Genomic DNA, 13754 nt, shown 5'->3' on the forward strand with positions numbered 1-13754 from the left:
TATGATCGGACTGACGCTTCTCCTGCTGATCGCGGCTGCGGCGCTTTATGTTCTCCTGCAGCCGCACACCCGCGCGCGCAATTCCGCCGCTGAGGACGCCGCCCGCGAAGCGGTGCGCCGGCGCCTCGAACCCGAGGACGAACCCGAGGACGAACCCGAGGACGAACCCGAGGACCGGCCGGGCGATGAGGATGACGGCGGCGCAGCCGGTCCGCGTTCTTGATCACACCCCGGCGCGCGCCTAGTGTCGCGCCCTGCTTCCAACGGCCTCCCTTTCCAGTCCGGACACACCATGACCGCCCGCACCGCGCCCTCGTTTCAGGACTTGATCCTCACCCTGCACCGGTACTGGGCCGATCAGGGCTGCGCGATTCTGCAACCCTATGACATCGAGGTGGGCGCCGGCACACTGCATCCGGCCACCACGCTGCGCTCGCTGGGCCCCAAGCCGTGGCGGGCGGCCTATGTGCAACCGTCACGGCGTCCGGGCGACGGGCGCTACGGGGAGAACCCCAACCGGCTGCAGCACTATTACCAATACCAGGTGCTCCTGAAGCCCTGCCCGGCGAATATTCAGAACCTGTATCTCGGCTCGCTGGACGCCATCGGCATCGACCGCAAGCTCCACGATGTGCGCTTTGTGGAGGATGACTGGGAGAACCCCACCGTGGGCGCCTGGGGGCTGGGCTGGGAGGTCTGGTGCGACGGCATGGAGGTGAGCCAGTTCACTTATTTTCAGCAGGTGGGCGGGCTGGATGTGGAGCTGGTTTCGGGCGAGCTGACCTATGGGCTGGAGCGCCTGGCCATGTATGTGCAGGGCGTGGAGAATGTCTACGATCTCGATTTCAACGGCGCCGGGCTGTCTTATGGCGACGTGTTCCTGGAGAACGAGCGCCAGCAATCGGCCTTCAATTTCGAGCATGCCGATGTCGACATGCTGATCGAGTGGTTCAAGGGCGCGGAAAAGCAGTGCATGGCCCTGCTGGCGCTGGACCCGCCTCTGCCCCTGCCCGCCTATGACTGGTGCCTGAAGGCGTCCCACCTGTTCAATCTGGTCGATGCCCGCGGCGCCATCTCGGTCGCTGAGCGGGCCAGCTGGATCGCCCGGGTGCGCGAGCTGGCCAAGGGCTGCGCGAGTGCGTGGGTGGCCCATCAACACAAGGACGCGGCGTGATGACCGACCTCACCGTCTGGCACGGACCCAATACGCGCTCCACCGGCACGGTGTGGCTGGTTGAAGAGCTGGGCGTGCCCTATGAGCTCAAAAAGGTGGATGTGTTTGGCGGGGCGACGCGCGGGCCGGACTTCCTGTCGGTGAACCCGGCGGGCAAGGTCCCGGCGATCCGCCATAACGGCAAGACCCTCACCGAGATGGCCGCCATCTCGCTCTATCTGGCCGATGCCTTCCCGGAAGCCGGCCTGGCGCCCGCCATCGGCGATCCCGAGCGCGCCGACTATCTCTACTGGTCGGTGTTCCGCCCCGGCGTGCTGGAGCCGGCCATCATTACGAAGTCTCAGGGCCTGGATGTGGACCCGCGCATGGTCGGCTGGGGCGATTGGGACACGGTCCTGTCGCTGGTGGAGCGGCGGCTGTCCGATGGCGAGTATATCCTCGGCGATCAATTCAGCGCGGCCGACATATTGATCGGCGGTGCGCTGGGCTGGCTGAAGCATTTCAAGCTGATGGGCGAAAACTCGTCCATTGACCGCTATATCGACCGGCTGCACGCCCGGCCCGCCTATGCGCGCATGCAAGCAACCAATACCTGACGGACCGGACGCGTGGCTGACCTCCTCCTTGAATTCTTCTGCGAAGAAATCCCGGCGCGCATGCAGGCGCGCGCCGAAGCCGACCTGGCGCGTCTGGTGTCCGCCGCGCTGAAAGACGCAGGCCTCACCTGGGACAGGCTGGAGGCGTTCTCCGGCCCGCGCCGGATGGGTCTGGCGATCGAGGGCCTACCGCTGAAGACCGAGGCCGTGCGCGAGGAGCGCAAGGGTCCGCGCACCGACGCGCCGGAAAAAGCTATTGAAGGCTTCCTGCGTGGCGCGGGTCTCGCCAGCATCGACCAGTGCGACGTGCGCGAGGACAAGAAGGGTGCCTTCTATATCGCCGTGATCGAGACGCCGGGCCGCGACACGGCGGACGTGCTCAAGACTGCCCTGCCCGAGATCACGCGCACTTTCCCCTGGCCCAAATCCATGAAGTTCGGCGAGGGTGCCAAGGCCCAGCGCTGGGTGCGTCCGCTGCACCGGCTGATCTGCCTGCTCGATGGCCAGGTGGTCCCGGTGGAGGTGTTTGGCCTGACCGCCGCCAACATTACCGAAGGCCACCGCATTCACGGCTCCGGCCCCTTCACCGTGACCGGCTTTGCCGACTATGCCGCGCAATTGACATCCAACGGCGTCATCCTGACCCGCGCCGAGCGCTGGCAGAAAATTCTGGACGATGCACGCGCGGTGTGCGCGAAGGCCGGGCTGGAACTTATCGAGGATGAGGGCCTGCTGGACGAGGTGACAGGGCTCGCCGAACAGCCGGTAGCGGTGATGGGCGATATGGATACCAGCTTCCTCGACCTGCCGCCCGAAGTCATCACCCTGACCATGCGCACCCACCAGAAATACTTCGCGGTGCGCGACCCCGGGACCGGCGCGCTGGCGCCCAAATTCGTCACCATCGCCAACCAGACCGCCCCGGACGGCGGCGCGGCCATCGCCGCGGGCAATGCCCGCGTGCTCTCGGCCCGCCTGTCGGATGCGCGCCATTTCTGGGATCTCGACCGCGCCAAGGGCCTCGACGCCATGGCGGGCGAGCTGTCCAAGGTGACGTTCCATGACAGGCTGGGGACGGTGGCACATAAAGTGGATCGTGTGGCCAGGCTGGCGCGCGAGCTTGCCGAAGTGGTGAAGGCCGATCCTGACATGGCTGAAATGGCCGCGCGTCTAGCGAAAGCCGATCTCGTCAGCCAGATGGTCTATGAATTCCCGGAGCTTCAGGGCGCGATGGGCCGATATTATGCGCTCGATGCCGGCCTTGATCTCCAGATCGCGGACGCCATCAAGGACCATTACAAACCCCAAGGCCCGTCTGATGACGTGCCGACCGCGCCGGTCAGCGCCGCTGTCGCGCTGGCGGACAAGCTCGATACGCTGTTGGGCTTCTGGGCGATTGATGAGAAGCCGACCGGCTCCAAAGACCCGTTCGCCCTGCGTCGCGCCGCGCTAGGGGTAATCCGGATTTTGTTGGAGCGCGAATTTAGGCTGGCGCTCAAGCAGCTTTTCTCTCCGACTGTGCTCGACTCTGCCGGTGGTGATGTTGGAGTGCAGGGCGATATGATCGCCAGACGCGACGACCTCCTCGCCTTCTTCGCCGACCGCCTGAAAGTCCATCTGAAGGACGAAGGCATTCGCCATGATGTCATCGACGCCGTGTTCGCACTCGGCGACGACGACCTTGTGCGCGTGACGAACAAATCCCGCGCGCTGCAGGCTTTCCTGGATGCGCCGGACGGGGCGGCGTTGCTGGCGGGCTATCGCCGGGCGGCGAATATCCTGTCTGCGGAGGAGAAGAAGGGGTTTGATCTGGGCGCGGCGGTGGCCGAGGTTCAGGGCGGCGACGCGTCAAACCTTCTCTCCAGGATCGCCAAGGTCGCCAGCGCGCCTGAAGAGCGCGCCCTCGTGACCGCAATCGCAAACGCGGAGGCTGCGGCCCAGGCTGCGCTCGAACTGGAAAACTTCTCCGCCGCCATGTCCGCCCTCGCCCAATTGCGCGAACCCGTGGACGCCTTCTTCGAGGCGGTTGTCGTGAACGACAAAGACCCTATTGTGCGGCGCAACAGGCTGGTGCTTCTGTCGCGGATTCGCGCCGCGGCGGATGCGGTGGCGGATTTTTCCCGGCTGGAAGGCTGATGCCTTCGAAGGCCGCGGGCAAAAATGATGAGGCCTTGAGATGACGAAATGGGTGTACACGTTCGGCGCCGGTGCCTCCGATGGCGACCGCAATGACAAGAATTTGCTGGGCGGCAAGGGCGCGAACCTCGCCGAGATGGCGCGCCTGGGCCTGCCGGTTCCGCCGGGCTTCACTCTGACCACCGGCGTGTGCACCGCGTATTACGACAATGACCGCAACTACCCCGCCGATCTGGACGCCCAGGTCGAGGCGGCCCTGGCCGACCTGGAAGCCAAGGTGGACAAGCGCTTTGGCGATCCGGCCAATCCGCTGCTGGTGTCGGTGCGCTCGGGCGCGCGCGCGTCTATGCCGGGCATGATGGATACCGTGCTCAATCTCGGCCTCAATGATGACACCGCCGAGGGCCTGGCCAAGCTGTCGGGCGACCGGCGGTTTGCGCTGGATTCCTATCGCCGCTTCATCACCATGTATTCGGACGTGGTGCTGGGCGTGCCCCATGAGACGTTTGAGGAAATCCTTGAAATGTTCAAGGAGGACCGCGACTACACGCTCGACACCGAAATCACCGCCGACGAATGGGCCGAGGTGATCGTTGAATACAAGCGCGCCGTGGAAGAGGCGCTTGGCCACCCCTTCCCCACCGATCCGCGCGCCCAGCTCTGGGGCGCCATCTCGGCCGTGTTCGGGTCGTGGATGAATGACCGGGCCATCACCTACCGGCGCATGTATGACATCCCCGCCAGCTGGGGCACGGCGGTCAATGTCCAGGCCATGGTGTTCGGCAATATGGGCAATACCTCGGCCACCGGCGTCGCCTTTACTCGCGACCCGTCCACCGGCGAGGCGGGCTATTACGGCGAGTTCCTGATCAACGCCCAGGGCGAGGACGTGGTGGCCGGCATCCGCACGCCGCAATGCCTGACCAAATCCATGCGCGAGCGCATGGGCGACACCCAGCCTTCCATGGAAGAAGCCCTGCCCGAGGTGTTCGCCGAACTGACCGACGTGTTCGACCGGCTGGAGCGCCACTATCGCGACATGCAGGATATCGAGTTCACCGTGGAGCGCGGCCGGCTGTGGATGCTGCAGACCCGGTCGGGCAAGCGCACCGCGCGCGCGGCGCTGAAAATCGCCGTGGACATGGTGGCCGAAGGCCTGATCGGCGAAGAGGAAGCGGTGCTGCGCGTGGACCCGTCCCAGCTCGACCAGCTTTTGCACCCCACCATCGATGACAGCCATGAGCGCGATGTGCTGGCCAAGGGCCTGCCCGCCTCGCCGGGTGCGGCCAGCGGCCAGGCGGTGTTTGATTCCGATGAGGCCGAAACCATGGCCGCCCAGGGGCTGAAGGTCATCCTGGTGCGCATGGAGACCAGCCCGGAGGATATTCACGGCATGCACGCCGCCCAGGCCATCGTGACGGCGCGCGGGGGCATGACGTCTCACGCGGCGGTGGTGGCGCGCGGGATGGGCCGTCCGTGCGTGTCCGGCGCCGGCGAGATCCGCATCAATGCGGCGGAAAAGCTGTTCACCGCACGCGGCCGCACCATCCGCCAGGGCGATGTGATCACTGTGGACGGTGCCACGGGCGAGGTGCTGTTCGGCGAAGCCCCGATGATCAAACCGGAACTGACCGGCGAGTTCGGCGCGCTGATGGTCTGGGCCGACAAGGCCCGGCGGATGAAGGTGCGCACCAATGCCGACACGCCTGGCGACGTGCAGACCGCGCGCGAGTTCGGCGCCGAGGGCATCGGCCTGTGCCGGACCGAGCACATGTTCTTTGACGCCGACCGCATCGCGGCCGTGCGCGAAATGATCCTGGCCGACAGCCAGGCCGGGCGCATCAAGGCGCTGGCGAAAATCCTGCCTATGCAGCGCGATGATTTCGCGGCCATTTTCCGCATCATGGAAGACCGGCCTTGCACCATCCGCCTGCTCGATCCGCCCCTGCACGAATTCCTGCCCCACACGGCGGATGATGTGGTGGCCGTGGCCGAAGCCACCGGCGTGTCCGCCGATGCGCTGATGCAGCGCGCGCGCGACCTGTCGGAAACCAACCCCATGCTGGGCCATCGCGGCTGCCGCCTCGGCATCACCTATCCGGAAATCTACGAGATGCAGGCACGCGCCATTTTCGAGGCGCAGGCGCTGGTGGAAAAGGAAACCGGCGTCAAACCGGTCGCCGAGGTGATGATCCCGCTGGTGGCCGTGGCGCGCGAGCTGGAAATCCTGAAAGTGCGCGTCGCCGCTGTGGCACGCCAGGTGGAGAGCGAGACCGGCGTGGCACCGATCTATCTCATCGGCACCATGATCGAGCTGCCGCGCGCGGCCCTGCGCGCCGCGGACATCGCCGCCCATGCCGAGTTCTTCTCATTCGGCACCAACGACCTGACCCAGACCACGTTCGGCCTGTCGCGCGACGATGCGGGCAAGTTCCTGGGCGATTATCTCGAAGCCGGGATTTTTGAGAAAGACCCGTTCGTCTCCCTCGATCAGGAGGGGGTCGGCGATCTCATCCGCATCGCCGTGGAGCGCGGGCGCGGAGCGCGCGAGGGCCTGAAACTCGGCATTTGCGGGGAGCATGGCGGCGACCCGGCCTCGATCCAGTTCTGCGAATCAGCCGGGCTCGACTATGTGTCCTGTTCGCCATACCGCGTGCCCATTGCGCGGCTGGCGGCGGCCCAGGCGGCTTTGCGCGCGAAATCGTGATCGCCTTGACTGGCAGGTGACTTAGCCCGTTATTGCGGCAGCGCACAAGCGTTGCCCAATTTTCGCCCAACCTGAACACTATTGACCCGCGGCTTGGGGCGACATACGTGCTCTCTTAATGGTTCAATCCTTGCACAGGGGTTTCTCGCAAATCCCTGGTGCGGGCCGACGCTTCGAACCCGCTCCGCCCCGTTGGCGCGGCGCAGACAAAGCGCCAAAGACAGAGGCTTCATGCTGGCTGCCAAAGACCTGATCCGGCGCTCACGTACCGCGCTGAAAGGTGCCGCTGCGACAGCGGCGCTCATATTCGTGGCCGGGGCCGTGACCCTGGCACCCGAGCGCGCGCGTGAACAGGATGAGGCTGCGGTGTGGCGCAGCCTGGCCGCCGCCTATCTTGAGTCCGGCGACGTGCTGGAATGGGACGCGCCCGCCCAGCTGGTCGCGGCCTCCTACACCGTCGCGCCCGACACCGAGATGGGCGCTGCGGTGGTGACCCGCTCGCTGGACGATCTGCGCAGCTTTGACGCGGGACACCTGCAGCGCGCGCGCCTGAACGCCCGCGAGCGCCAGTGTCTGGCCGAAGCCATCTATTATGAGGCGCGCGGCGAAAGCTTCGCCGGCCAGCTGGCTGTGGCCGAAGTCGTGCTCAACCGGGTACGCCACCGGGCCTATCCCGAAACCGTCTGCGGCGTGGTCTATCAGGGCTCCGAGCGCGTCACCGGGTGCCAGTTCTCCTTCACCTGCGACGGGTCGCTGGAGCGCACCGCCCAGGGCCGCGCCTGGCGCCGCGCCGAGCTGGTGGCCGATCATGCGCTGATGGGGTTTGCCCGGCCGATGACGCGGTCGGCCACGCACTATCACACCACGCAGGTCGATCCGGTCTGGAACGCCTCGCTGGTGCAGACGCGGCGCATCGGTGCGCACATTTTCTACCGCATTCCCAGCCCGTCTGAGCGCCGCATCCTGAGAGAGCGCGAAGCCTGATTGGCTCCTCACGCCTCAATAGACAAAGCCCCGGAGCAGCGCTGCTCCGGGGCTTTGTCGTTCTGACGCCGCGCTGAGCTGCGCCGCGTGCGATCAGTCCGTCGCCACCTCGGTCTGTCCCAGGAAGGGCAGCGGGATGCTGAACGTGTCCGCGAGGCCCGCGATAATGATCAACGCCACGGCGACGGGCGCGATGTAGCGGACGGAAAAGCGCCAGTAGCCGAAGAAGGCTGTGCTCGCCTGTTCCAGTTCGGTCAGCATGAGCTGGCGCGACACGATCCACCCGGTGAACACCGCGATCAAGAGCCCGCCCAGCGGCAGCAGGATCGTGCCCGACACCTTGTCCAGAACATCGAAGAACCCGCCCGAGAAGGCCGCGCCCACGCCGAACATGAAGATAATGGCGCCAAAGAACACCGCCGAGCCGACACGGCCAAAGTCAGTATGCTCCTCGCCAAAGGACACGATCACCTGCAAAAGCGAAATCGAGCTGGTCAACGCAGCGATGAAGGCCAGGGAGAAGAAGGCGGTGCCCACCCACTGTCCGCCCGGCATCTGCGCGAACACCGCCGGCAGGGTTTCGAAGAACAGGCCAGGACCACCAGCCGGATTGAGTCCGAAAGCGAACACGAACGGGAAGATCGCCAGACCGGCAATGATCGCCACCAGGGTGTCGGCGCCGGCGATGATGGCCGCCGACTGGGGCAGGTTATCATCCCTCCGCAGATACGAGCCGTAGGTGATCATGATCGCCGAGCCCACGCCGATGGAGAAGAAGGCCTGACCAAGCGCCGCAATCAGGGTCTGCCCGCTCAGCTCGCTGAAGTCGGGGGTGAACAGATAACTCAGCGCCGCGCCCATATCCGCGGTCATCCCGGCATAAACCACCAGACCCACGAGCATCAGGAAGAAGAGCGGCATCAGGATGGTGACGGCCCGCTCAATGCCTTGCGTCACGCCCATGGACACGATGCCGATGGTCACCACCATGAACAGGCTGTGCCAGCCGATCACCGTGGTCGTGTCGCCAGTCAGCTCGCCGAACGCGCCGGCCACCACCTCAGGCGAGGCGTTTACGAACGCTCCCGTGGCGGTCTGGAACACAAAGGCGGCGACCCAACCGGCCACCACCGAATAGAAGCACAGGATCATCACCCCGCCCGCCATGGCCACCCAGCCGGCGATGGACCACATTTCAGACGCACCGGCGTCGAACGCCATCTTGCGCGTGGAGCCGACGGCGGAGCGGCGGGCATGGCGGCCCACCGCCAGCTCCGCGATCAGGATGGGAAAAGCGATCAGGATGACACAGGCCAGATACACCAGCACGAAAACGGCGCCGCCATTCTCGCCGGCGGTATAGGGAAAGCGCCAGAAATTGCCCAGGCCCACGGACGAGCCGATCGCCGCCATCAGGAACCCGAACCGCGAGTTCCAGGTAATCGTCCCGCCACCGGCCATGAAGTGATCTCCCCGTTTGACGCCCGGCGCATCCGGTCAAGGACGCGCGATTCATGCTGAAACCCCGCGATGACAGGGCCATTTGGCGCGGGAGGGTGGGCGATCCGGCGCGCCCGGTCAAGCTGGCGGGCGCCCTTGGTACCGCTATCCGAACAGACCGGCACCTTTGGGCGGTTCGGCGCCGCGATGCACGTGAGCGCCCAGGATCAGTCCCAGCCCGATCAGGACAGTCATCATCACCGATCCGCCATAGGAGATCATGGGCAGCGGCACGCCAACCACGGGGAATAGCCCCATCACCATGCCTGCATTGATGAAGACATAGAAGGCGAAGGTGGAGGCCACCCCCATCACCACCAGGCGCAGGAAAGTCGACTTGCACGATGCGGCGATCATCAGACAGTTCATCAACAGGATGGCGTAGAGCCCCAACACCACGATGCAGCCGACAAATCCGAACTCCTCCCCCAGCATGGTGAAGATGAAATCGGTCTGCTTTTCAGGCAGGTAATTCAGGTGAGCCTGGCTGCCCTCCATGTATCCCTTGCCCGTCATGCCCCCTGAGCCGAGCGCGATCTTGGACTGCATGATCTGATAGCCGGCGCCCAGCGGGTCAGCTTCCGGATTGAGGAAGGTGAAGATGCGCTCGCGCTGATAATCCTTCAGCCCGTATTGCAGCAGCCCCCAGACGCCGATGGCGCCGAACACCGCGCCCGCGCCGATCACCCGCCAGGACAGGCCGGCCAGGAATACGATCACCAGACCGGTGGCCGCGATGAGCACGGATGTTCCCAGATCCGGCTGGCGCGACACCAGCAGCACCGGCGCGGCGATCATCATGACCGGGATGAGCAGGCCGAACAGGCTGGAGACGCGGTGTTCTTCCAGGTCGTGGTAGTAGCGCGCCAGGGCCAGCACGAGCGCGATCTTCATGATTTCCGAGGGCTGCATGCGGATCGGACCGATGTCCAGCCAGCGCTTGGCACCCATGGCGACGGAGCCGAAGAACTCCACTCCGACCAGCAGGACCAGGGCACCCAGATAGGCCGGATAGGCCAGTCCCATCCACAGCCGGGGCGGTGCCAGAGCCACAGTCAGCATCACGGCGAACCCGGCGGCGAAGCGCACGGCGTGGCGCGAGGCGTAGGGGTCCCACTGCCCGCCTTCCACCGAATACAACATGCCCACGCCGATCATGCCGATCAGAACGATCAGCAGCACCAGCGCCCAGTTGATTTCGTAGAGCTTCTCGCGCAGGCCGCGCGGCACAGACTGGGTGAAAACGCCCATGCTTCAGCCCTCCTGCGCGCTTGTGCGCGTCAGTTCGGCAACCGGCCCAAGACGGCTCGCCGCAGGGTCGCGCTCCACCAGATCGCGCAGAATGTCGCGCGCCGGGCGTGCCGCGGAGCGCGTGCCGCCCATGCCGTGCTCAACCACCACAGCCACCGCGTAGCGCGGATTGTCCGACGGGGCGTATCCCACAAACAGGCCATGATTGCGCAGCCGCCAGGGCAGATCGTCCTGATCGCGCACGCCGCGTGCGCGCTCCTCCGGGGTGATGGAGTAGACCTGGGCGGTGCCGGTCTTGCCGCACATCTGGACGTCCGGCACGCCCAGCCCCGGTTGCAGCGTCCAGTATGCCCCGCCGCCCGGTTCATTGACCACGCCATGCATGGCCCGGTGCACGGCGCCGACGTGTTCGGGGTCAAAGCCCAGCGCTTCAAACTCGAAGCCCTGCGGACGCAGGGCCAGCGTCGGCATCACCGCCCTGCCCGTCGCCAGGCGCGCTGTCATCACGGCAAGCTGCAACGGGGAGGTCAGCATATAGCCCTGACCGATGCCGGTATTGAACGTGTCGCCCGTCGTCCAGGGCTGGCCGCGCCGCGCGCGCTTCCAGGCGGCGCTGGGCACCAGGCCTGACGCGCGATCGGGGATGGGCAGACCGATATCGAACAACTGCCCCAACCCGCACCGCACCGCCATTTCACGGATGCGGTCTATGCCGAGCCGGCGCGCCACTTCATAGAAATAGGTGTCGCACGACACCTTGATCGCATCGTGCATGTGAACATGGCCGTGCCCCTCGCGCCGCCAGCAATGGAACCGGCGATCGCCCAGAACAACGCTGCCCGAACAATGGATGCGCTCGCTGGGGCTGATCAGCCCATGCTCCAGCGCGGCCATGGAGATCAGGCCCTTGATCGTGGAGGCCGGCGCATACAGACCCGTGGTCGCCTTGTTGAACAGGGGCCGAAATTCATTGGTGTTGAGCGCGTTGAACTCGCTCTGGCCGATGCCCAGCACAAATGCGTTGGCGTCAAAGCCCGGCGTCGAGGCGAGCACCAGCAGTTCGCCATTGGTCACGTCCAGAGCCACAGCCGCGGCTGATTCCTGACCCAGCACCTGCATCGCCGTGCGCTGGGCGCGCAAATCGATACTCAGCGGCACATCCCCGCCAGCGCGCGCCGGCACAGACTGTTCGGGCAGCTCACGGATCACCCGGCCGAACGCATTGACCTCCACCTTCAACTGGCCCGGAGCGCCGCGCAGCGTGCTTTCATTGGCGATTTCCGCTCCGGAGCGTCCGATTCTGAAGCCCGGATGGAGCAGCAGGCGGTCATTGCGCGCCACTTCGGGCGAGGCGACCTGAACATAGCCGGTGACATGGGACATCACCTGGCCGTGGGGATAGGTGCGCACCTCCCCCACGTCGGGCAGAATACCAGGCAATTCCGGCAGATGCAGATTGATGCGGGCAAACGTCTCCCAGTCCAGGTCCTCGGCAACAGTCACCGGCTGGAAGCGCGGCGCACGCGCGATCTGGAACAGCAAGCGCTCCATGCGAACCTCGGTCATCGGCAGATGACGCGCCAGGCGTTCCAGCGCCTGGGCCGCATTACCGGCCTGTTCAGGCACGATGAAGAGCCGATAGTTGTCGCGATTCTCCGCCAACGGTTCGCCGAACCTGTCCAGAATCCGGCCGCGCACGGGCGGCTGCAGGCGGAAGCTGAACTGGTTGCTGTCAGACAGGGTCCGGTAACGGTCCTGCTCAAGGATCTGAAGCGTGTAAAGCCGGCCCGCCAGACCCGCGAACATGAGGGCACCGGCACCGCCGAGCAGCATCACGCGCCGGTTAAACCGCGCCTGGAATTCCTGCTTGTCGCGTCGCATGCCGCTTGGGCCTCATGCTTAGGGTGGCCACACTCGCGCCAGCTTAACCGCCGCGACCGGAATTAAACATGGCAGCGCGTTCTTTACGCCGTGCAAACAACCATCCCAGCACTGGAAAGACGAGGATGGTCATAATCGTCTCGGTAATCAACGGGGCAGCCCCAGCGGGCACTCCGATAGCAGCCGATCCGGCACCCCAGGCGAACCCAAAGGCCAGCAGAGACAGTACGACAAACCGGATGGTGAGCGGGACAAGGTCAGCGGCTCCCTCATCACTGCGCGGGCGCGCGATCGCGAACGCCGCCAGATAGGCCAGCGCCCAGACACCCATGACACCACCGCTGATCAGGTCCTGCAGGAGCCCTACGAGCAGAATGACCGGCGGAGACACGAACCAGGGCCGGCGCACCGCCCAGATGAACAGCGCAATCAGCGGCAAGGACGGCGTCAGGTCCGGCAGCCCGCCCACGCTGGACGGCGCGGTGTAGAGCACCAGCGCCAGCAGCAGCGACACCATGAACCCGGCGACCGAAGGCCACATCGCGTCGCCATCACGTACCGCGCGCATCAGCCCTCTCCCTCGGAAACCGCTGGCGCGGCGGCACCCGCCCCGTCCTCATCGCGCTCCACCGCCGGGCCCGACAGAAGCTCGCCGACGGCCCCGGCATCAGGTTCGGCCCCGGGATCGGCGACGGCATCAAACGGCCAGATCCAGACCAGATCCAGGGGCGCTGCGTCGCTGTACAGCGCCACACGCCAGCGCCCCTCACTGTCCACGAACGCCTGGCCCACAGGCAGGCCGCGTGGCAGCACATTGTCATCACCGGACGTGACGATGCGGTCACCTACGACCAGGTCCGGCTCGCGGCTGAGATATTCCAGGCGGGGCTGGCCGGTATTGTCGCCCAGCAGAAGGGCACGCGCATTGGAGCGGTCCGCCATGACCGCCACACGGCTGTTGAGGTCAGTCAGAAGCAAGATGCGCGAGGACCTCCGGCCCACATCCACAATGCGCCCGACCAGTCCATACACATTCACAGCCGGGAAGCCCGCGCGCACGCCGGCCTCGGCCCCGGCCCCCACAAGGCGCGACCGCACGAAGGCGTTGGAGCGGTCCGCCACCGTCCAGGCCGTGATCCGCTCGCCCGCCTCGGGTGCCTGGAGATTGAGAGCTTCGCGATAGCGCGCATTGCGCTCCTGACCGGCCAGGGCGACATCACGCCAGGCGCGCAGCTCCGAGACCTGCAGCCGCAGCTGACGGTTTTCCTCGGCCAGCGCCAGCTGGCTGCGCCACCACGGACCGGTATTGGCGAACCCGCGCAAGGGCCGCGCCGCCAGCTCCAGAACCGGCGCAGCCAGATCGTTGAACCCGGCGCGCAGATTGGCGAGCGGCTGGATGCGCGCATCGGGACGGTCGAGGAAGGCCAGCACAATGGCGATCACAAGACAGGCAATGGTCAGGGTCGGCGCAAAGCGGACCCCGTCATCTACCTGCCGTCGCCCGGTCCAGCGCTGCGCCAACACT

Annotated in this window: 11 protein-coding genes; 6 read left to right on the top strand and 5 right to left on the bottom strand. The window is 65.8% G+C overall.

The genetic code is table 11. From position 1 onward, the window contains the following. Position 1 precedes the first annotated feature (1 nt). The 6 genes from L2D00_06280 (at position 2) to L2D00_06305 (ending at position 7597) form a co-directional block, all read left to right on the top strand. Positions 2–223: a hypothetical protein gene (locus tag L2D00_06280; protein ID WBQ14288.1), complete on the top strand. Its 222-nt coding sequence runs from the start codon at positions 2–4 to the stop codon at positions 221–223. Between the two features lie 69 nt (positions 224–292). Further along, positions 293–1174: a glycine--tRNA ligase subunit alpha gene (locus L2D00_06285; protein ID WBQ14289.1), complete on the top strand. Its 882-nt coding sequence runs from the start codon at positions 293–295 to the stop codon at positions 1172–1174. After that, positions 1174–1770, top strand: a complete 597-nt coding sequence (locus L2D00_06290; GenBank protein WBQ14290.1) for a glutathione S-transferase family protein — start codon at positions 1174–1176, stop codon at positions 1768–1770. Before L2D00_06285 ends, L2D00_06290 begins: the two co-directional genes overlap by 1 nt. 12 nt (positions 1771–1782) lie before the next feature. Then, positions 1783–3906: a glycine--tRNA ligase subunit beta gene (gene glyS / locus L2D00_06295; GenBank protein ID WBQ14291.1), complete on the top strand. Its 2124-nt coding sequence runs from the start codon at positions 1783–1785 to the stop codon at positions 3904–3906. 40 nt (positions 3907–3946) lie between these two features. Next, positions 3947–6613, top strand: a complete 2667-nt coding sequence (gene ppdK, locus L2D00_06300) for a pyruvate, phosphate dikinase (GenBank protein WBQ14292.1) — start codon at positions 3947–3949, stop codon at positions 6611–6613. Between the two features lie 231 nt (positions 6614–6844). Beyond that, positions 6845–7597 (top strand): cell wall hydrolase, encoded by a 753-nt coding sequence (locus tag L2D00_06305; GenBank protein ID WBQ14293.1) that lies wholly within the window; start codon positions 6845–6847, stop codon positions 7595–7597. Positions 7598–7690: 93 nt separating this feature from the next. Here the strand turns inward: L2D00_06305 and L2D00_06310 are convergent, their stop codons facing one another. The 5 genes from L2D00_06310 to L2D00_06330 all read right to left on the bottom strand — a co-directional run bounded on the left by L2D00_06310 (position 7691) and on the right by L2D00_06330 (position 13750). Further along, on the bottom strand, positions 7691–9058 hold the full coding sequence (locus L2D00_06310) for a sodium-dependent transporter (protein WBQ14294.1): 1368 nt from the start codon (positions 9056–9058) through the stop codon (positions 7691–7693). Between the two features lie 144 nt (positions 9059–9202). Further along, the gene (gene rodA / locus L2D00_06315; protein ID WBQ14295.1) at positions 9203–10348 is read right to left on the bottom strand and encodes a rod shape-determining protein RodA; all 1146 of its coding nucleotides are present in this window, start codon (positions 10346–10348) and stop codon (positions 9203–9205) included. A gap of 3 nt (positions 10349–10351) precedes the next feature. Further along, positions 10352–12229, bottom strand: a complete 1878-nt coding sequence (mrdA, locus tag L2D00_06320; protein ID WBQ14296.1) for a penicillin-binding protein 2 — start codon at positions 12227–12229, stop codon at positions 10352–10354. A 43-nt stretch (positions 12230–12272) separates the two neighbouring features. Beyond that, positions 12273–12797, bottom strand: coding sequence for a rod shape-determining protein MreD (gene mreD, locus L2D00_06325; protein ID WBQ14297.1), 525 nt, complete (start codon positions 12795–12797; stop codon positions 12273–12275). Continuing rightward, positions 12797–13750, bottom strand: coding sequence for a rod shape-determining protein MreC (locus L2D00_06330; GenBank protein ID WBQ14298.1), 954 nt, complete (start codon positions 13748–13750; stop codon positions 12797–12799). The genes mreD and L2D00_06330 overlap by 1 nt, the downstream gene beginning before the upstream one ends. Positions 13751–13754 lie beyond the last annotated feature (4 nt).

Source organism: Hyphomonadaceae bacterium BL14 (assembly GCA_027627705.1).
In the GTDB taxonomy this organism is placed as follows: Bacteria; Pseudomonadota; Alphaproteobacteria; order Caulobacterales; family Maricaulaceae; genus Oceanicaulis.